Raw genomic sequence first — 20,957 nt, forward strand, 5'->3', positions numbered from 1 at the left:
AATTATTTATAGATAATTGAAATCAATGAAACTAAAAGAATGTAATAACGGGAAGAAAAATGAATTCTAATCATTTTCAAAGCCTCAGAAAGATGTTTTTTGACCGTATTTTTTAGAATACCTAAAGAAAGCGCAATTTCATCCAGGGAAAGCCCCTCATTTCTACTCATTCTGTAAACCTGCTGCTGTTTTTCTGGCATTAAAGCTAATGCTTCCGCTGTGATTCTTTTAAGCTCACTTAAAGACAAGGCATCTTCTGTAGTATTAACAGTCACTTTCAAATTGACGAAATGATGTTCAGCCGCAGATTTTGAGCTGGCAATCTGCTTAAGCCTGTTTAAGGAAAGTCTTTTTACTATCGTATATAAGTAAGAAGAGACGGGATATCTTTCATCTAATTTTTCACGGGTAACCCACAACTGCATCATCGTCTCCTGTACTATCTCTTCTGCTTCTTCCTTACTTTTCAGGTATCTGAAACTGAAATAATACAATTTTTTAAACCATCTGTCAAAGATAATTTTAAAGGCAACCTCTTCCCCATTCCTCAATCTTACAACCAGATCCGAATCGGGTAAAGCGCTATTATCATTCATGTGGTGTATATAAAAGACCTGATACTAACCTGGTTATCAAAAATAAGCAGCTTAGCGATCCTCTAAAATCAAGATAAAATGGCGGAATTCCAATAAAAAGCAGGAATATATAAGGTTTGACAGCAAATTCAGCTACCTGAGGCCACCATACCTATGCATGATGGCCTTAAAAAAATTTAAGCCTTTGGCCAGTCGTTCGTATGTTCCGCATTCCCAAGCTTCAGCTTACGCGCAGACAGTACAAAACTTAAAGTCATTGGTGTATTGTCATTGACAGCGATTCCCTCGTTATATTGAATGATATAACCATCTTCAAATGATAATTCTTTCATCTTTGCATCTTCTTCGCCCTTTTTGAAGACGATAGTTCCAGACAAAGCTTTATATTGGTTATTTACCATTGATTCAATGATTGACGTATCCTCAGTTGATTCGATTTCAACATGAATAGTTCCTCCATATACACCTGATGAAGGACGGCCTTTAGCGTCTACATCTCTATTTAATGAAAAACTGCATTGCAGCACATCGAACTCTTTTGATCCAAGAGTTAATCTGGTTTTAAAAGCCATGATAATATTTTATTGTAAAAATTTGTTAATTGATTAACGCAATAAAATTGAGAAATCTGTATAAAGATCGCAATTAGGATAGTATATACAAAATGAGCTCAGAATTTTAACGGTTAATTACGCTTTAGGCCAGTCATTCGTATGTTCTGCATTGCCTAGCTTTAATTTACGGGCAGAAATCTGGAATTTCATTGTCATCGGACTATCTCCGGTAATTCTGATTCCTTCAGAATACTTCACAAGATATCCATCTTCAAAGTGAACCTCTTTCATCTTGGCATCCTCATCAGCTTTTTTGATCAGTAATACCCCGGCCAGCGGTTTATACTGATTGTTGACCATAGCTTCTACAATAGAAGTATCCTCAGTTGATTCGATTTCTACATCGATTGTACCACCGTATACACCAGAAGAGGGTCTCCCCTTTGCATCTACATCACGGTTTAACGAATAAGCACAATGAAGTACGTCGTACTCCTTGCCCGAAAAGGTTAATCTTGCTTTGAAAGCCATAACTTTAATTTTTGGGTGAAATTTTTAGTATTTACTATATAAAACCTAACAAAAAGTTTGCCGTTATTGCAAAAAGCCCCTTTATGGACAATCAGAACGCATTCACCAAATCATATGTTCACAGATTGGGACAAAAAAAAGTCTGCCAGCAAACTAAGCTGCGGCAGACTCCATTTTAAAATTTAAAATATTTTAATTAGGCCTTAGGCCAGTCATTTGTATGTTCAGCATTACCGATTTTCAACTTACGTGCTGAAATTACAAAACCTAAAGTCATTGGTGTATTGTCGTTAACGGCAATTCCCTCATTATACTGAATGATATAACCATCTTCGAATGACAGTTCTTTCATCTTTGCATCTTCTTCGCCTTTTTTGAACACAATTGTTCCTGAAAGTGGCTTGTACTGGTTGTTCACCATTGATTCGATCACCGAAGTATCTTCAGTTGACTCTACCTCAAGATGGATAGTTCCACCGTAAACTCCTGATGATGGACGGCCTTTTGCGTCTACATCTCTGTTTAATGAATAGCTGCACTGCAACACATCGTACTCTTTAGAACCTAAGTTCAATCTGGTTTTAAACGCCATGATAATTTTTTTTTAAATGTTAAACGGTCAATTACAATTAAGCCTTAGGCCAGTCATTAGTGTGCTCTGCATTACCCAGTTTTAATTTACGGGCAGAGATCTGGAATTTCAAAGTCATTGGATTATCTCCAGTGATATTGATTCCTTCTGAATACTTAACGATGTATCCATCTTCAAAATGAACCTCCTTCATCTTTGCATCTTCATCAGATTTTTTGATGAGCAAAGTGCCGGTTAAAGGTTTGTACTGATTGTTTACCATTGCTTCAACAACTGAGGTATCTTCGGTAGATTCGAGTTCAATATCGATTGTTCCACCATAAACTCCGGAAGAAGGTCTTCCTTTTGCATCCACATCACGGTTTAGAGAATAGGCACAATGAAGTACATCGTACTCCTTGCCCGAAAAGTTTAATCTTGCTTTGAAAGCCATAACTTTTTGTTTTAGGGTTATTATTTATAATTACTAAGACAATAGCAAATAGTTTGCCAAATCATCTTATTATCAACAAGATAATAAATAATTCTGAATAATCCTGCAAAAAGTGCTTTAATGCTAAATAATCTTCGATCCGAAGGCCTCCAGCTTCCTTAACCACTTCTTACTGTATTCATTATCCAGAGAATACAACTGTCCGATTGTGTTGGTTAAGACCGGATGGAACCGGCAATTTTCGAAAACGTTTCTTTTAATAGACAGGTAAGTAATTTTCTTGTCTTGTTTCCAGTACTCAAAAGTTTCCTGGTCAAGAATAGAAACGATACGGGCAGATTTGCCGCTAAAATTAGTATTGATTTTCTGCTGCGAAGGATGAAAAACCTGGTCAGGCATAAACAACCTGTCAAAGAACCCCGTAATCCTTGTAGGGATAGATGATAAATACACAGGACAAAACAAAACCACATGATTTGCCCATAAAATCAAATCCAGTGCACGTTTTAAATCAGGTTCCAGTTCACTTACCCGGTTATTAAATTGCTTATTTGAATTAAAGATCAAATCAACAATAGCAATCTCTTTGATATGTGCACCAGCTTCTTTAGCGCCCTTAACATATGCCTGTATCAAATAACTTGTAGCAGCAGTTTTTTCAGGATCACCATTTATGATCAATAGTTGTTTCATTTATTTGCGGGCCTATGTAAGAATCAATTGCTAAAATATGAAGAAATTGTTAAGCGAAGAAATATGAACCGATATATAAAAAAAATATCCGGACAGATTATAACAATCTGTACCGGATATTTTTAAAAACAAATACATATTCCGTCACCACAAAAGCGGCAAATCCTGTTTTTTATTGCTGTGCGTATTCTGAACTCCAGGTCGTCTCTTCATCCTCCCCTTTTTGTCCGTCAAGCTTCACCACGAAACTTTTTGCAGGGAAATAAGGAGTGATGTGGATATCCAGGTGAATTTTATCTTTCTGTAATTCATCACGCTCAAAACGCATAATTTTGAAACGCTCAATTAAACGCTCAGGTCCCTGAATACCGTCCAGAAACTTCACAATCTGTCCACGCAGATCCTGCTCAGTTTTAGAAGTCCAGTTTTCAAAAGCTCTTCTGTTTAAGAAATCAAAAAGTACTTTCGTTACATAATCAAACACACGTACTACAGAATAAGTCTGTAAACCGATGTTATCACCATTAAACAATGTTTTCGCAGAAAAAGCCATTACTTTTCCATACTCATTTACCATTGGCACTAAACCAATACGTTCCAGGTGAGAAATTTCACTCTTTTTAAGGTCAAACTTAACTCCATCCACATCATTGATCGCACCATGTTTCTTACCAGCAGTTACCTGTGACATCAAAGTATAGTACATTTTTCCAGCTAATGCAGCTGAACCCGGAATTGTTAAATCATCTTCCTCACCAACTTCACTCACTTTACCCCTGCCCACTAACCAGTTACAAGTCATGATCACATTCGATCTGAAAGCGTCAGCACCTGTTAAATTAGCCGCAGTAAACAAATCAATAACATCATCAGGCTGATCCAGATCGGCGAAATCAGTCACTAACATCGCTTTATTTTCATAAGCCACCTTACCCCACTTCTCTACTACTTTATTAGAGCCCATATAACCAGGGATAACCATTAAAGAGTAATTTTCACGTAAATCAAGACGGTCATATTTTTGTTTCAGCTCATCGCTTACATAATCTACAAACCTTGGATTGTCCAGATCTTTAATCTGATCCATAGAAGCATTCAGCAAGACTACATTTTTCAACTTGTCTGCCTCGGTATTCTGATAGAACAAATTCACAGAACGGTAAGCCTGCTCCAGTTCCCTGGTACTTTCCAGCGCTGAAGCTATATTTTTATTCAGGTTTTCTTCTGCAGCCAATAATTTCTCCGTACTCTTTGTCGTCATGGAAGCTACAGAATCAGAATCTTCCAATACATCAATCCACAACTGGATTTTCTTCTTTAACTCTTCTCTTTCTTTTTTCTTTTCATCACCTGTCAGGAAAATCTGCTTTCTTGCCTTTCTTTCAGGGTTTAAATTTTGTAAACCATCAACCGTTGCTTCCAGTAAATCGAAACCACCAACTCTTGCTAATTTATCTAAACTCTCCTGGAGAGACAGTTTCCCCATTTCTTGCTTTTCTGCTGGCTTGAAGCCTGCAGCCTGGGAGTTATCTTGTGTTATTTTTTGTTCTTCTGGAGTTGCCATAATATATTTATAATCTACCTATGTAATACCTGATCTATTTATTCTCTTCTAACTCAGCTACGAAATTCTTCAATGCACTGATAAACGCATGCTTTGTTTCCGCATCGTCCAGCGTAGATTTCAACGTTTTATTTGATTTTAGCTGTTTAATCACATTTAAAGACATCTCACGCTCAATATTGATATTATTCAGGTGTGTACTTTGGTTAATGATACTTTTTACAGAGAAATCCCCAAGGTTATTGAAATGCAGCGTTTCTGATACAGGCATACCATCCTGACGCTCAAAACCCACGTTAACTTTAGGCTTATAATGATTAAAGACCTCCTGTACAGTTTTTAAACCCTCTACTTTTTCAGGTTTGATCGGTTCATTATCTGTTAATTTCTGGATAAAAAGTGTTTTATTATGGGCGATATCTGCGAACGATTCCGAAGTATCTACTTTTCTTTCGTTTCCGCCAATTTCATAGTTAAACATAGTGTTGATATTTAAGGGTTTAAGATCTATTTACAATAAAAATATTGAATTTAATTTTATAAAACAGTAATAATTCTATAATTCGTTTTCTAATTCAGTAACAGGAGTTTGCTCAATAATCTCCCACTCCAGCTTTTCTTCTGTTTCATGCTTTCTGATCACAATCGTACTGCCTTTTTTCAAAGCACCAGAAATAATATATTTTGAGATCGGTCTTCTTAACTCATTCCGGATTACCCCGGATAATTGTCTCGCCCCATACTTAGGCGTAAAACCACTCAGTGCCAGCATCTTTGTCGCCTCTTCTTCAATCTCAAAAGCTATGCCTTGTTTGTGTAAAGCATCAATTAAACTTTTGAGCTGAATCTCGAAGATGCGCACTACGTTGCTTTCATTGATTGGCGCGAAAGGTACAATCTCAGACAAACGCGCTAAAAACTCAGGTCTGAACTGACGTGCCATAATCTCCATTAACTGCTGCGAAGTCGGGATAATTCCCTGTCCTACCTGCTCAGAGATCCACTCACTACCAATATTAGAAGTAAATAAAATCAGTGAATTGGAGAAGTCACCTTCCTTGCCCAGCCTGTCATGCATATGCCCCTCATCCAGAATCTGTAAGAAAGTATCAAATACCGAAGGATGCGCTTTTTCAATTTCATCAAATAACAGCACAGAATAAGGCTGCTCTCTGATCTTGTTGACCAGCATACCACCCTCTTCATAACCCACATATCCCGGAGGCGCTCCATAAAGCAAAGCTGCAGAATGTTCTTCCTTAAACTCGGACATATCAAAACGGATCATTGCCTTTTCATCATTGAATAAGAATTCAGCAATAGACTTGGCCAGTTCTGTTTTTCCTGTTCCTGTTGGCCCAAGCAAGAAGAATGAACCAATAGGCTGACCTTTTTTGTTTAATCCACTTCTTGATTCCAGGATCGCATCAGAAACAGCCTTTAAAGCCTGATCCTGTCCAACCACTCTTCTTTTCAGGAATTGCTCCATGTTGAGCAGTTTTTCTTTTTCCTGCGCCTGGATTTTACCCAGCGGGATACCTGTTTTATAAGAAACAATTGAAGCAATGTCCTGCTTGGTCACTTCATCTGATTTTCTTTCGGTCAGTACTTTCAACGCATCCAGGTTTTTAGCAATATACTGGTGATATTCATCAGCAGTTTCAAAAGCCTCTACCTGCGTTTCATCCGTCAGCTGCCCTAACAATACCGGGCTCACTTTATCCTGTAACTGATTATACAACCATTTATAATCTGTCAATTCAGTTACTTCATCAATATCAGACAACTCTAACTCAGCGAGAGTTTGAGTTAACTCTTCCAGCACCTTCTCTGAAGTATCATTCATCATTTTCATGGCCGCCATAGAACGATCCAGTAAATCAAAAGCAGAATCCGGAAGCCTGCGGTCTTTCATATAACGTTTCGCTAACCGCACACATTCAGGAATTGCATCCGGCTGAACTTTCAGCTGATGATGCTCCTCATATTTAATGGTTAGTTTTTCCAGCATTTTAATCGCCGAAGCCTCATTCGGTTCATTCACCTGCAATACCTCAAATCTCCTGCTAAAGGCCTGTTCAGGCTCTATAATTTTCCGGTATTCATCTATTGTTGTTGCACCAATTACCGTAATTTCACCCCTAGCCAGCTCAGGTTTCAGTAAATTACCTACACCACCACCAATAGGGCCTTTATTATCTAATAAAGTATGAATTTCATCAATGAATAATACAGCTTTATCAAATTGCTTGATCTCTTTTAATATATTCTTTAAACGATCTTCAATCTCTCCTTTATAAGAAGCCCCGGCAATCAGAGAACCTAAATCCAGTTCAAAAAGCTGAACACCTTTCAATAATTCAGGAACGTTATCAGCTATAATATCCTGTGCAAAACCATCAACCAAAGCTGTTTTTCCAACTCCGGCGTCACCAGTGATAATCACATTCGGTTTAGTTCTGCGGCAAAGGATTTCCATAATCATTCTCGCTTCTTTATCCCTGCCAATAATCGGATCTGTTTTACCGTCCCGGGCCAGTGCAATCCGGTCAATGCAATACTTATGTAAAGCAGTTGTTCCCACTCCGCCTTTAGCTCCTTTTCCATCTCCGGAAACCGGTGCCACCACAGCCTGTAATTCCTCATCTTTTAAATAAAGATCCAGCAATTCCTTTTCCTTGATCGGGAATGATTTCAACTGATCTGGTTTAAACCCTACTGTAGGCTTACACAAAGCTGTAAGTACACAAACAGGCGTAATTAAATCCAGTCCAAGCTTGATCCTCACCAGGTCAGCTTCCTCAAACACCTTTGCAATTTCAGGACTGCCCTTCACTTCCTCCTGCGAAGAAGAAGTTTTTTCTAACTCTTCAATTCTTACTTCAGCCCATTCACTGATATATTCCTCATCTTTTCCAATAGAAGATAAAAAACCTCTCAATCCAACTTCCTTATGCATCAACCCCTTTAAAAGGTGAGCAGCAGTAAATTCAGGATTACGGTATTCTTTAGCAAGGGATTGTGCGACCCTGATCGCCAGCTTTACTGATTCACTAATGTTTGTAAGACTCATAATATCTGATACTAAGGGGTTTCTTTCACTGCATTTTCAGTGGCAGCGGCCTGCACAAAATTCTTTTCCGTGATATAGTAGTAGGTTTTTCCGTTGGAAATAAATTGCTGACCAACCTGTGTTCCTCTTTTAATCTGCTCATTAGAGTTGATCAGGAATTTGATGTAAGCCTCAAAATCTGCCTGTGGCATTTTGCTCTGGCTTTTTAAATCGCCAACCGTATATTTATTCAACAGGTCATTTGTAACTGGCAAACCTGTTACCGTTTTCAAATATCTGGCTAAAGTCATTGGCTTAATATGGCCTCTTGAAATATCTACATCCAGGAAATTGCGTAGAATATTGAAATAGTTTTTCTGTAACTTCTTTCTGAAAGAAGACTGATCAGGCTGAAGATTTTGTCCGATCATTAAAGAGAAAATATCACCAATCTGCTTATACTCCATCGTATTCAGGATCAATGCATATTGCATCAGCTCTTTATTCTTGGATACAATATCTGAATGCACACCTGTAGTCATATAATATTTAAAACCATTGTGCGGCATTTTATCAGCTACTTCCTCCCCAACAGGGGCACTCAGCTGAGCTTCCACAACCGGAGACAGATTTTTACGTTCAATTCCGGTTAACCTGAATGCACTGTCCAGAGAACTCACCTGGTTATTGATATCCATATCAGTTTCTTTAATGAAACGTCTCATGGCAATATTCATAGATTCCGCTGAATTTACAGAGCCCTTGGTTGGGAAAACTACCCCGCCCTGAATCAAACTGTTTTTCGGATAATCCAGGTAGTAAGAAATTGAATCCAGCTGACTTGTATTGTAAGCCTGCGTATTGTTCAGGCCCTCCCCTTTCACTAAAAACCTTTTCTTTTTATCTGCCGAATAAACCGCTGATTCAGAAACCAGTTTCTTAGACTGCAGCACAAAATTATTGAACAGCTGATCATAATCGCTATACAACTGAATCGCTAATAATCTTGCATCTGCACGGGCAAACTCTTCAGTCAGCTGTGTTAAACGATAAGCAGAAGAAGTCTCATTTCCAGTACTACCGATCAATACAATCAGGTTCGTTTCGTTTCTATGGTTCTTAAGCAGATTTAAACCCGCTCTTACCCCATCATAAACAGGCTCAGCAACGATTCTTCCATTATATCTTTCCGTCCGCTTAGCCTCTTCAGAAAGGAAGCTCATTAACTTCCTGTAATCAGGAGAGATTGCAGGAGTGCTTAATGTTCCGGCTGCTTCATTTCTATAAACCACAGCACCGTAACTTACTTTGTGCTTTTTACCATAATCATTGAAAATATTCTCAAAAGACTGGATTGTATTCGTTAATCCTGAAAAGTAACGCGACATCGGACTTCCGCCATCCACAACAAAAATCACATTGATCTGGTGAATATTTTTCCTTAAATCTAAATAGGTCAGGTAAGGCAAAGTTGCCCCATTAATTGTAATCAGCTTATTGTTTGATTTATTATACACATCACCAGCTACCCCTAAAGTATAATTTCCGGCACCATCATCATTCACCACAGGAGAACTTCTCAGAATAATATCATTTGCAGCTAAAAGCGGATCCATGTGTACACCAGTAAGCGCTAAAGCAACCGAATCACTCTGGTCATAAGAATCAATCTGTTTTGGTGTGATATATAACCTGTCACCCCAGCTATGCACCGCATCAGAAGCGATCCAGCCATAAATACTCTTGGCAGCACTATCAGTAACCAGCTGATCTTCATTTCCAATCAGGTATTTTTTACCATCCTCAGATTTTTTAAAGATATAATTCAGTTCATGCAACCTCACTTTGGTTACTTTCTTTTTAAGTTCAGGAGAGCTGTAAACATAAGCAGAATCCGTGTTGTCATAATAGAATTTAGATTCCGTCATCGGTACTTTACCCGTAATAATAGCGATTGATTTTTCCGGATAGCCCGATTTCTGGTTAGAATAAGAACGCTGCCACAACAACATCTTTGACTTTGGAATCCAGCCATAACTGATTGCGCTTTTCTTATCATTGATCTTTCTGCCCCTGATCATTCCAGCTTTATATTTAATCAATTTTAAATATCCGTTTTCATCTTTAGAAACATAAAAAGGTTCCATAAAATTCAGCTTCTTCATGATCAGACTTCCACCAGGTGTGGTAGTTGTATAATTTTCATCTCTGTCTGAGAAAACTATCCACGGTAGCTTGGTTCTGCTGCCATCCTCACTCAGGTTGGTCAAAGCGGATGGTTTAGCATATGCCTTAGGCATGTATTTTACTTTCTTTCCAAAAGCTGCCGGCGATTGTGCCATGACAAAAGCAGTTTGGGCAATTAATATAGAGAGGGATATAATTCTTTTCATAGTGGTTATTTTTTTACTGTATTGGCAGAATGTTGTTTGATATTTAGCAAAGTGGCACAAGTTGAATTAGGGCTGATTGTCAATTGAGCTTCATCAACAACGATTTCACCCCCGAAAGTCAGTCCCATACAGTAAGAATAAAAATCACTTGATTTTTTAACCCCATTCTGGTCAACAGCTACAGTAACCTTTTCATTGTTACACATATATCTGCGGATCAGGTAGTAATAATTTGAATTAAAATCTGCCCCATTTGCAATTGCCTGCAAACGTGCCCTTATATCATCAACAACTTTTTGTTCCCCTTCACCAGGTACCACCATATCGGTATCCAGTTCCGCATTCGGATCTGTAATAAAAATAGTATGATAAATAGGTCTGTGGCTTCTGTCAGTTGTTAATTTCACCATAAATTTACCAGGTGTATGAAACGTGTATAAAGCGGTTCTGCCCTTTACGTCTACCCGGTTAGTTTCCCCGAAAGACCATTCAAACTGGTTAGCCTTTCCTTCGGCCTCTACTCTCACTTCTTCATTGACGACTCCTGATGTTGGCCCGCTAATCGTAACCATGGTGTCTAAAGCAGCAACCACCGTATCTCTTACAGTAACCGGGAATTGTTCTTTTAACTCTCCATCAACTGTTAATCTGATAATATAAGAACCTGATTTAGTATAGCGGTAACTTCCGTTCTGTGTCGTTAATTTCGCCCCGTTACCAAATTCCCAGAGCCATTTTTTTGCGCTCCTGGTATTATCGGTAAATACAAGGTCTTCATTCAGGTACATTTCATCTTTTAAAATTCTCGCGTCAACGCTGCGTTTATCAAAGAAAGAGCTTTTTAATAAGAAGATAAGTGCAGCAATAATCAGGATTGCAATAAAAATATACAGGAAGATGTATCCCTGTGAATTACTGCTTACTGATTTTCCATTCGTAGTATTAGTGTCGGCCATAGGTTTATATTTTGTTTTTATTAATTCGGTTCCGGTTGGTTATCTCTGGTTCGGCTGGCTGCCCATGGTTTGTCTGAGCTGCCGGGTAGATAACTTACAATCTTCTAAAGATTTGTTCAATTTGTCTATATCCTTGTTATTTCCTTTAAGTTCTCTTCTGTTGTAAAACAAATCACTATAAAGCTGAGAAGCCTGTAAAAATGTTTTGTAACGTGAATCATAGGCTTTGCGGTCATAATTGGATTTAATAGAAGCCATCGAGTTCTTGATATCATTTTCCAGAAATACAGCCTGCACACCGGGATCAAAAGTCATAATGTTTTTGTAAGTCGTATCAATGGTAGCACGCTGTTCTTTAACCGTAGCTTCAAATTCAGTGTTCTGTTCCAGTTTATCAGCAAGATCCTGCTTGGAAACTACCCGGCCATTACCATAATCATAAAACAAACCAAAGCTTAGTAATCCGGTAGTAAATAGAAATATTCCTATAAAAAAAAGGAATTGGTCTCTTCGTTCTTTTATACTTAATTTAATCATAATTACCTGGTAAACCTTCCTCCTCTTATTTTTTTAGCAGCATGGTTATTCGTTTGAAAACAAGCATCCAACTGCGTTTTTACATTTTCAATCTGGAATCTCGTTGTAAACAGTGAATCCTGGATTCCTGCCATCTGAGAAACATCTTCAGTCATTTTCTTATACAACAGAAAACTGCTGACTGCCGTCTTTTCTTTTTTGATGATTTCTTTGATTTTAAAATTTGTATTTTGAATATCTTCAAGCATGATCGCCTGATTATTCATCTCCTCAGAATTGATGGAGGTGTATTTGGAAAGTTCTTTGAATCTTAACAGGATCATATCAAATTTAGTATTGATATCTTTCCGTTTAGCCAACAGCTGTTCGGTTTGTTTCACTTCCTTTTCCAAAAGCTGGTATTCAAATCTGGAAGCTGCAAAGAACAGATACACGCAGATCACGGCGAAACTGGTAAGGGAAATGAAATTTAAAATAAAGAGCCGGTATGACTTGTTCAGTTCCTGAGCGTTGATAGGTTTCATCAGAAGTATATTAGATTTGAGAGCTGTAAGATTTTAATTATAATAACATGTTTATTAAAAGTCTGTTAGTATTATGTTCCAATATATAAATTTTGGACGTAATATTGATTAACCATTTACCAATTATTGTTCCATTTAAGTAGTAACCTATGTCAGATTTCTTATACAACAAACCATTTCGATTAAAAAACATTCTCGAAAACAAAGACCTTACAGAGGCCGATTTAGGCAAATCAATCTCTCAGAACATAGAGTTAATTATTTTCACCAGATACGGAGAACACAGGCATAACAGGAACTTTGGCTGCGAAATATGGGATTTAGACTTCGAATTGATCGTAAGTGAAACTACCTGGGAAGAAAAGTTCAGACAATCTTTGCTCAGATCTATTACAGAATATGAACGCCGCCTGTATCAGGTTGAAGTTGAAATCAATATGACTGAAGTAGAAAAGAAATTTTCTCTCAGAAATGTTACAGAAATCAAGAAAAAAGTTGACATTTCCATCTGGGGGAAAATGAATATTACCGGAGAAAAGTATTATTTTAACACTGGCTTATTCTTAAGTCCACTTTCAAGCTAGCTATAGTGTTCTATTTTAAGGAAACACTGAACTAATTTATATACAGCATACTACATCACAAAGCTGTTACAATACAATAAAGACAGGATTACACTCCTGTTTTAAATTAATTACTTAAGCTTACACGATCTTTATCCTTATAAAGCACAACCAAACGCTAAATGAAGAACATATTTTACTCCTCTAAAGACGAAATAAGAAATAGAATTTTAAAAAATGCATTAGATTACTGGGGTATAAAAAACACAAATGATTTTGATCCGCTGGTTAAATTGCTGATTGAAGCATTAAGCACAGAGCTTTTCAATGTTTCCAATGATGTAAAAAACCTGGAGAACCGGATTCTGGATCGTATATCCCGTATTTTAGCTTCAGATACCCTGACCTCTGCCCTTCCGGCACATGCCATATTACATGCACGCGCCATAGAACCTATAGAAACTATTGATACTAAAACACAATTCTTCTTTAGAAAAAGGCTGAAAGATAAAAGTGAAAATAGCGGAGAAAAAACATCAGACATCTTCTTCAGCCCTTTAAAAGCGGTTAAAGTATTCCACTCAGAAATAGCTTATCTGGCCAATGGGAGTAATATATTTAAGATTGATGCACAGCACAATAAGACTTTACTAACGCATAGTAATCCTGGAGAAGGCCTGGAGAAAAACACACTTTATATCGGAATTGAAAACCCGCCAGCAGTAAATCTTCTGCCCGGACTAAGCTTCTATTTTGACTGGCGTAATTATGCCGTTAACGATAGTATATATGACCTTATTGCTTTATCTAAGTGGTTTTTAAACGATCTGCCCGTTAATCTTTCTTTAAATAAATTCTACCTCGAGCCAGAACAAAACAGGCAGTCTCCATTTGATAATCAGGATGTGCTGAACCTGATCACACAAGACGTTAATGCTTTTTACGCAAACAGGTTCCTGACCGTTGACGAAGAAAACATATTTCCACATCAGCCCTATCTTCAAAATTACCCGAAAGAATTTGACACTGTATTTCAAACAGGCAGCCTGACCAGCTTTAAAAAGCCCATACTATGGCTAAAAGTCGTTTTCCCAGCTGCAATTAATGAAGCTATGCTCGATGAATTGCATATTTCCATTAATGCTTTCCCAGTAGTCAACAAAAGAATACATGACTTTAAGCACCGCCTGAAAATGATGACTAATATTATGCCCATCAAACTTCAGGACCATGATCAGTTTCTCTGTGTAGACTCGCTGACTGATAAAGCAGGGAACTATTACACTGAAATTCCGCATAGCCATGACGATGATGCAAATGCAGGTTCATTTTCAATACGTTACGGAGGATCAGAACGCTTTGACAATAGAAATGCAAAGGAAATTGTAGATTATCTGTTTGAATTGCTGAGAGATGAAAAGGCTGCATTTTCTGCCTACGGATCTGATTTTCTGAACAGCTCCTTAAAAGAACTGGAACAAAATATCTCTATTATTGAACAAAAAACAAAAGCACAGCTCATTACGATTAAAGAACTACTGAATTATATTATTGTCAAACCTTTAAATAATGCAGACATCCTGTTTCTTGAATTCTGGTCAACGAATGCAGAATTAGGCAATCAAATCAAATCCGGAAGTCACTTGCAATCCTTTGAAAGCAGCAAAACAATACCAGAAAGCCTGTTTTTATTGAGTAACACTAAAGGAGGAAGATCCAGATTAAATGCAACCAACAGAGTTCAGGCTTATAAATACGGACTGACAACCGGAAACAGGCTGGTTACCCAATCAGACATCATTAACTTCTGCTTTTTTGAATTAGGCAATAAAATCAAGGCCGTCAATATCCGAAAAGGACTGATGCCTGCACAAAATCCAAAAGAAGGCTTTCTGAAAACTACAGATATTATCATCACTCCTGCGCACCAAAACGAACTCAATGAAGAAGAATGGAAATCTATGCTCAGTTTAACTAAATCCAAGCTTGAAATCCGCAGTACGATGAATATTCACTACAGGCTTTTATTGAGTTAAAAAGAAAACGATCACGGGTTAAAGATAAACGGTATAGCCTAAATAGGAATTATTAGAATCTGCGCCCAGTGATCCGACCTGGTTTTGCTGGCCGGCTATTAAATTAGTAGTTACCTCAGTTTCAACAGGTACTAAATATGACACCGCCAGGTCTATTAAATGCGCATGCGCAGTACCCGGCATAAAATTGACGAGTTTATTGATGTGCGCAGGCCCCACATTGATAAACACCTGTTCTTCATCACTTAAAAAGCTGCTGCCGATAATAGAGTTTATTCCCAATGCACCGGAGCCAAGCCTGAACTGCAACCCTTCATCAATCGGTGAAGGCTTTACATTTGTACTTTTTAAAACTGCTTCTACCGGAATTTTAAAAAGAACAGTTAACAATTGTCCGAGAAATTTCAGGTCATTTCTTTTCTGATGGATCACCGGCAGAAAGTGCATCCAGATTATACTTTGTTCTTTATCAAGCAATTCAAATTCTTTCCAGCCAGCGGCAAAGATATTCGTCAGGTCGGTATAAGTTGTCCTCTTATCCAGTCTGTTCTCATAAAGCTGCAAAACTGTTTTAAGATAATTGACCTCAGCCTCAAAAGGCATGAAGAACTTTCTTGCGTCCTTTTCCTCTGTCCTTCTCAGGCGTACATCTTCGACCATTTCTTCTTCGGACATGCCCGAACTCCCTGTAGGAGGTGTATGGAACAGTCCTTCAGGCAGCATATCATAAAAACCTTCCTGGTTAACTTCTATAGTTAAACAGTCTTTGCGTTTACTATCCGAATAATAAAATGAATGATTGCTGATATCTTTCGCATAAGCTCTTTGTTTTGCACCCACAGGGATTACTGCAATCTGATCAGTGTGAAAATCACCATTCTCTATTAACTCTGCAACTTTTGTGATAGCTTCAAAATCAGTATTGAGATCATTCTTTAAATGCAGCCTCTGTTTCATTTGTTTATATTTATTGTTTTTCTTTTGTCAGATGGATCCTTGATAATTAAAACAATCATCAGGGATTCATATATTTATTTACGGTATAATTAAACTAATATACACTAATAACTATACCATTCTTATTTTGATAGATTTAAGGTATTATATTTGTTAACAGTTAAACAAAAACATCAAGTACAATTTAATGGACGTTCAATCATTTTTTATCCGGTATTTATTATTCCCCTTAATATTTGTTGTATCGGCTGCGCTGCTCTCGATTGTCAATAAGAAAAATCAATTTCTTAATAACAAAAGACTGATCATTGGCATCCTGGTATTAAGTTTAGTACTTGCACTCCCCGGCCTTCTTGGCTTCCTGAGCTTTGATTTTATGCCCTGGGGATATATTATCTGTCAGATTTATTACCTAATGACCGGTACTTTTTTTGTTTACCTGTTCACGAAGAAATATCCTAAAGAACTGCTGGACAGAAAGCTTTTTATTGTATTCGGCATATTAGTCGGCTCATTGCTTAGCTTTTATCTGTTTCAACTGGCCTTCAACTGGCTAAGTGATATTCACTTTGGTTTGTGGGCCGCAACGAGCATTTTGACCTTTATTGTCCCTTTGCTTTTCTGGTGGGCTTATGTAGCACTGATCAGTATCCCTACAGAAATTTATAAAATCTGGCAATACCCTATGACCCCAATCAATATCGATATGGATCACCTGGATTTTGACCGTATGCTGGTATTAGAGCTGGAACTGTATAAAAACACCAGTGACCCGGAGCCTTTACGCGTTAAAGCGAAAGCGCCGGAAAATATGATATTCGGTAACTGGTTCTATAAATTCATTGAAGATTATAATCTGAAATTCCCTAAGAGCCCTGTTAAATATATTGGCGAAGATGGAGAATCTTATAAATGGATCTTTTTCATCAAAACATCCTTCTTCAAGAAGAATATTTTCATAGATCCAGACCACGACATTGTCAATAACCGCATTACAGAGAAAGTTACTATTTACGCAAAAAGAGTATCTGAAAACGCTAATAAACCCGAAGCAATCGGAGACGAATCTATTTTCATCTAATTAAAACACTATGATTTCACCATTAAAATACAAACCCGTTAACTGGGTGGATGGGATGAAACTATCAAGCAGCCATTTTGTGGCTACCGATCAGTTTAACCAGGACTTTGTGAGAGATGCCAACTCGATATCGCTTAACAACTTCAATTATGGTCTGCTTCCTCCCTTTGCTGGCGAGCGTGTATCACATGATATAGAAATCTCAGAAAAGGCAACAAACCATATTGAAATCAAAGTAAGGCATTGTAATGCAATTACTGCCGAAGGGTGCAGAATTGATATTCCGAATACCTCAAACTATGATAACCAGCTTTCTTACAGCCAGTTTTTCAACAGTGAGAATACGGATTATTCTAAGGTTGCCATCTACAATATCCTGCTGCTGGTTAATCCTTTTGACAGAGTACCTTCAGGAACTCCCGATCCGCAGGATAACCCGCCAAGATATCCCGACATCAGTAAAAAGTATAGCATATCAATTCTTCCGGCTTCTGAAATGACTCCGAATGCAACTGATAACTATCATCTCACTATCGGACAGTTTGTAATGGAGAATGGCAGGATTTCTATCAATACTAATTATATCCCGCCAAGCAGCTCTATAGTGAGCCACCCGGGCCTGATCAGGTACTATGAATCGTTTAGTACACTGATTAACGATCTTCAACTGGCCGCCTTTAAAATCATCGATAAAACTGCTGCCAGAGATTCCATTACGCCTCTTGGAAAAAATATCCGTTTATTGTCTGAAAAGCTGCTGGATTATATTGCCCAGATCTTTTTCAACTACAGGAACCTGGGGTATCAGCAATCACCTGTTTATATTGCAGGTTATTGTTCAAATCTGGCGCACGTATTTTTTACAGGTATCAAGCTTATTGAACCTAAAGAAAGAGAAGAAATGCTGAAATATTTCTATGAATGGCGTGATGTCACTCCCGGGAATTTTGAAGAATTGCTGGCGCGTAATATCGAAATGATCTATGACCACCAGAATATCCATGCTTCGATGTCAACTATTGAAGAATTCTTAAAAGTAATGGTTGCACTCTGGAATAAACTAAGCATGCTTGAATATATCGGGCAGCGTAAAGAAAACATTGTGGTTGCAGAGCAGCAAATGGTACAGCAGGTTCAGACCAAAAGAACCTGGACTTTACTGGACTAAACTCATTTTAAATAGAAAAGGGTATCATCTGGTTATTAGATGATACCCTTTTCTATTTAAAAGCTATTCTTATTCACTTCTCAATTTGGCTTCGTCCAGGTCAAGCTGGCTTTCCTGTTTACGAATCTCCTCATCACTGTAAAAATTTTCTGTCCGTAACACATGCAGCTCCTGACGCTGTAATTTATAGATATGCAACAAAATCCGGTTATAGTGTTCCACTTCTTCTCTTTTCATATCATTACACTCCAAAGACGCTAAACGCTGCTCCATAATGGTCTTATCATTTTGCAGCTGATCTCTTAAACAGCTTACAAATGGATTAACCCGTATATCATCTGCATATTTTTCATCCAGCTCTTTAACTGCTATATTCATTAACCGTAGACTGATCCCTGCCTGCTGCTCTTCATCCGGCAGATAATCACCAGTGTCCTTCATTTTAACCCATTTAATAATTAATGGAAGAGTGAGTCCCTGGAAAACCAAAGTAATCAGGATAACCACAAAAGTAATGAACAGGATCAGGCTGCGGTGCGGAAAAGCCTCTCCATTAGTCAATAGCAACGGAATAGCCAGTGCAGAAGCTAAAGAAACCACACCTCTCATTCCTGCCCAACCTACAATTAGCGGTGCTTTCCAGGTTGGGTTATAATGATCTATTCTTTTCGTGCTTCCAACCCATTTAGGCACATAAGCAAGAGACATCACGTATATAATTCTGACTACAATCGTAATTAAACTGATCACTACACCATATTTAATCGCTTCCACAATAGAATAACCGCCCATATCAGCCATAATCACCGGAAGTTCCAAACCAATCAGGATAAAGACCAGACCATTTAAAATAAAGATTAAAGTGGCCCATACGCCTATGGTTTGCAAACGTGAATTGCCTGTGGTAAATAGTTCATGCGAACGGTAAGACAGAAATAATCCTCCGCTAACTACTGCCATTACGCCCGAAAAGTGAAATTCTTCTGCAGCGATGTACATGATATAGGGCGTAATCAAGGTCAGCGCAGCATCTATACTGGGCGTGGTCGGTAAAAAACGATGTACTACATACATAATATGTGCAACTGCCAAACCAAAGACGATCCCCATGCCTGCCACTAAAAAAAACTGACCAACAGCCTGTCCCATAGAAAAGTAACCAGACAATACTGCAGCTAATGCAAAACGAAAAACAATTAAACTGGAAGCATCATTGATGAGGCTTTCCCCTTCTAAAGTCGCTGTCAGCCGCTTAGGAATTTTCACATTTTTCAGGACTGAGTTTGCAGCAACCGCATCAGGCGGTGAAATAATCCCGCCCAGTAAAAAGCCCATAGCCAAAGTAAAACCTGGAATCATCACTGTAGAAACGAAGGCCACAATAGTAGAAGTTAAAAAAACCAGGCCAAATGCAAGCATTCCAATAGCCCTTCTCCATTTCCAGAAATCGTTCCAGGAGGTATACCAGGCTGCTTCGTAAAGCAATGGTGGAAGAAACAGCAAAAAGATCATCTCAGGCTCTATTGCTATAATGGGCATCGCAGGGATAAAACTTATTCCTAAACCAGCCAGCACTAAAAAAACAGGATAAGAAATATGGAGTTTTTGCCCCAGCATAGTGAGGATAAAAACCGCAAAAAGCAGGGTAAGTACAATTAAAAGTTGTGCGTGAAACATAAACAGGAAATGCCAATCATAAGGGAGATGTCAAATGTCACAAATTAACGATAAATCAGGATAATCACAAAATGTGGATGAATCGATTTTAATCACCTTTTAATGTGGTGGTAAATAAACATGTGATACCTTTAATTTTGCTGTAGTATTAATTCCTACTCTTGTTTATATTAAATTTAAAATTCATAACCAACACAAAATGAATACGATATCATCCATGCTAAATGATCATGGAACCCTTATACAAATCATTTTATATCTTGTAGTTATCGTTTCTATCTGGCTTGCAGAATTCAGAATTGCCTTACATTCTCTAAAAGAAAAATGGCAGCATACTTCGATTAACCTGATGTTTATCCTGACTGCCCTTCCAATTCAGCTCGCTATGACTGTTCTGGTAATCTTTGTTTCAGGCTGGGTCTCCCTGCATCACTGGGGAATTTTATACTTGCTGCCACATAGTCAAAGTGCCTGGGTAAAATATGTTGCCGGCTTCTTTTTAATGGACTTTTTTGAATACGTTTATCATGTGATTATGCATAAAGCAGGTCCGCTCTGGAATTTCCACCTAGTTCACCACACCGATATAGAAATGGATGTCTCTACTACGGTAAGGGAGCATCCCGGTGAAACTTTTGTCAGAGTATGTTTTCAGGTGATCTGGGTATTTTTCGCCGGAGCTTCTATCGGACTGCTGTTACTAAGACAAACCGTACAAACCTTTGCAAATTTAATTGCACATACCTATTTGCAATTACCTGCTAAAACAGAAAAGATATGTGGCTTATTATTTATCACCCCCAACCTTCACCACGTACATCATCACTTTGAGTTGCCCTATACAGATTGCAATTATGGCGATGTATTCAGTATCTGGGACAGATTATTCGGTACTTATATGGAAATGAAATCCAGCGAGATCAAATTTGGACTGGACATTTATCATGGACATTCTCCTGCTGACTTTCTTCAATTGATCAAATTTCCATTTTTCAGGAAGAATAAATAGAAACGGCCAGATATTTTCTCTATTATAATATAAATAATTCT

Annotated in this window: 20 protein-coding genes; 5 read left to right on the plus strand and 15 right to left on the minus strand. The window is 37.9% G+C overall.

The annotated features are described in order from the left end of the window. Positions 1 to 2 precede the first annotated feature (2 nt). From AB3G38_RS10085 to AB3G38_RS10145, 13 genes are all read right to left on the minus strand, one after another. Positions 3 to 596: an RNA polymerase sigma factor gene (locus tag AB3G38_RS10085; protein WP_367868360.1), complete on the minus strand. Its 594-nt coding sequence runs from the start codon at positions 594 to 596 to the stop codon at positions 3 to 5. Between the two features lie 176 nt (positions 597 to 772). Beyond that, the gene (tssD, locus tag AB3G38_RS10090; protein WP_367868361.1) at positions 773 to 1,168 is read right to left on the minus strand and encodes a type VI secretion system tube protein TssD; all 396 of its coding nucleotides are present in this window, start codon (positions 1,166 to 1,168) and stop codon (positions 773 to 775) included. 117 nt (positions 1,169 to 1,285) lie between these two features. Beyond that, on the minus strand, positions 1,286 to 1,681 hold the full coding sequence (gene tssD / locus AB3G38_RS10095; RefSeq protein ID WP_367868362.1) for a type VI secretion system tube protein TssD: 396 nt from the start codon (positions 1,679 to 1,681) through the stop codon (positions 1,286 to 1,288). Positions 1,682 to 1,877: 196 nt separating this feature from the next. Further along, on the minus strand, positions 1,878 to 2,273 hold the full coding sequence (tssD, locus tag AB3G38_RS10100) for a type VI secretion system tube protein TssD (protein WP_084359035.1): 396 nt from the start codon (positions 2,271 to 2,273) through the stop codon (positions 1,878 to 1,880). Between the two features lie 37 nt (positions 2,274 to 2,310). Next, positions 2,311 to 2,706, minus strand: a complete 396-nt coding sequence (gene tssD / locus AB3G38_RS10105) for a type VI secretion system tube protein TssD (protein WP_183868191.1) — start codon at positions 2,704 to 2,706, stop codon at positions 2,311 to 2,313. 123 nt (positions 2,707 to 2,829) lie between these two features. Next, the gene (locus AB3G38_RS10110) at positions 2,830 to 3,399 is read right to left on the minus strand and encodes an NAD(P)H-dependent oxidoreductase (RefSeq protein WP_367868363.1); all 570 of its coding nucleotides are present in this window, start codon (positions 3,397 to 3,399) and stop codon (positions 2,830 to 2,832) included. A 172-nt stretch (positions 3,400 to 3,571) separates the two neighbouring features. Then, on the minus strand, positions 3,572 to 4,963 hold the full coding sequence (locus AB3G38_RS10115) for a DUF5458 family protein (protein ID WP_157287651.1): 1,392 nt from the start codon (positions 4,961 to 4,963) through the stop codon (positions 3,572 to 3,574). 34 nt (positions 4,964 to 4,997) lie between these two features. Then, a complete protein-coding gene (locus AB3G38_RS10120) occupies positions 4,998 to 5,444 on the minus strand; it encodes a hypothetical protein (protein ID WP_367868364.1) in 447 nt (148 codons plus the stop codon). A 75-nt stretch (positions 5,445 to 5,519) separates the two neighbouring features. Then, positions 5,520 to 8,036: an ATP-dependent Clp protease ATP-binding subunit gene (locus tag AB3G38_RS10125; protein WP_367868365.1), complete on the minus strand. Its 2,517-nt coding sequence runs from the start codon at positions 8,034 to 8,036 to the stop codon at positions 5,520 to 5,522. Between the two features lie 11 nt (positions 8,037 to 8,047). Further along, positions 8,048 to 10,408, minus strand: coding sequence for a type VI secretion system protein TssR domain-containing protein (gene tssR / locus AB3G38_RS10130; protein WP_367868366.1), 2,361 nt, complete (start codon positions 10,406 to 10,408; stop codon positions 8,048 to 8,050). A 5-nt stretch (positions 10,409 to 10,413) separates the two neighbouring features. Next, positions 10,414 to 11,364 (minus strand): PKD domain-containing protein, encoded by a 951-nt coding sequence (locus AB3G38_RS10135; RefSeq protein ID WP_367868367.1) that lies wholly within the window; start codon positions 11,362 to 11,364, stop codon positions 10,414 to 10,416. Between the two features lie 39 nt (positions 11,365 to 11,403). Then, positions 11,404 to 11,901 carry a type VI secretion system transmembrane protein TssO gene (locus tag AB3G38_RS10140; RefSeq protein WP_367868368.1) on the minus strand — a complete coding sequence of 166 codons (498 nt, stop codon included), beginning with the start codon at positions 11,899 to 11,901 and terminating at the stop codon, positions 11,404 to 11,406. Between the two features lie 2 nt (positions 11,902 to 11,903). After that, on the minus strand, positions 11,904 to 12,425 hold the full coding sequence (locus AB3G38_RS10145; protein WP_367868369.1) for a hypothetical protein: 522 nt from the start codon (positions 12,423 to 12,425) through the stop codon (positions 11,904 to 11,906). Positions 12,426 to 12,574: 149 nt separating this feature from the next. Between AB3G38_RS10145 and AB3G38_RS10150 the strand changes: the two genes are divergently transcribed. Further along, positions 12,575 to 13,009, plus strand: a complete 435-nt coding sequence (locus AB3G38_RS10150) for a GPW/gp25 family protein (RefSeq protein WP_111635340.1) — start codon at positions 12,575 to 12,577, stop codon at positions 13,007 to 13,009. Between the two features lie 161 nt (positions 13,010 to 13,170). After that, positions 13,171 to 15,024, plus strand: a complete 1,854-nt coding sequence (locus AB3G38_RS10155; RefSeq protein ID WP_367868370.1) for a hypothetical protein — start codon at positions 13,171 to 13,173, stop codon at positions 15,022 to 15,024. Positions 15,025 to 15,042: 18 nt separating this feature from the next. Here AB3G38_RS10155 and AB3G38_RS10160 read toward each other — a convergent pair whose 3' ends face one another. After that, on the minus strand, positions 15,043 to 15,981 hold the full coding sequence (locus AB3G38_RS10160) for a type VI secretion system baseplate subunit TssG (protein ID WP_367868371.1): 939 nt from the start codon (positions 15,979 to 15,981) through the stop codon (positions 15,043 to 15,045). A 187-nt stretch (positions 15,982 to 16,168) separates the two neighbouring features. Here AB3G38_RS10160 and AB3G38_RS10165 point away from each other — a divergent pair, with 187 nt between their 5' ends. Both AB3G38_RS10165 and AB3G38_RS10170 read left to right on the plus strand, forming a co-directional pair. Beyond that, positions 16,169 to 17,062 carry a TssN family type VI secretion system protein gene (locus AB3G38_RS10165; protein WP_367868372.1) on the plus strand — a complete coding sequence of 298 codons (894 nt, stop codon included), beginning with the start codon at positions 16,169 to 16,171 and terminating at the stop codon, positions 17,060 to 17,062. Between the two features lie 10 nt (positions 17,063 to 17,072). Beyond that, a complete protein-coding gene (locus tag AB3G38_RS10170; protein WP_367868373.1) occupies positions 17,073 to 18,230 on the plus strand; it encodes a hypothetical protein in 1,158 nt (385 codons plus the stop codon). Between the two features lie 69 nt (positions 18,231 to 18,299). Here the strand turns inward: AB3G38_RS10170 and AB3G38_RS10175 are convergent, their stop codons facing one another. Then, positions 18,300 to 19,907, minus strand: coding sequence for a Na+/H+ antiporter (locus AB3G38_RS10175; RefSeq protein WP_367868374.1), 1,608 nt, complete (start codon positions 19,905 to 19,907; stop codon positions 18,300 to 18,302). A gap of 199 nt (positions 19,908 to 20,106) precedes the next feature. On the opposite strand from AB3G38_RS10175, the gene AB3G38_RS10180 reads away from it, so the two are divergent. Then, entirely contained in the window at positions 20,107 to 20,916 is an 810-nt protein-coding gene (locus tag AB3G38_RS10180) for a sterol desaturase family protein (RefSeq protein ID WP_367868375.1), read from the plus strand. Positions 20,917 to 20,957 lie beyond the last annotated feature (41 nt).

The organism is Pedobacter sp. WC2423, from assembly GCF_040822065.1.
Taxonomy (GTDB): domain Bacteria; phylum Bacteroidota; class Bacteroidia; order Sphingobacteriales; family Sphingobacteriaceae; genus Pedobacter.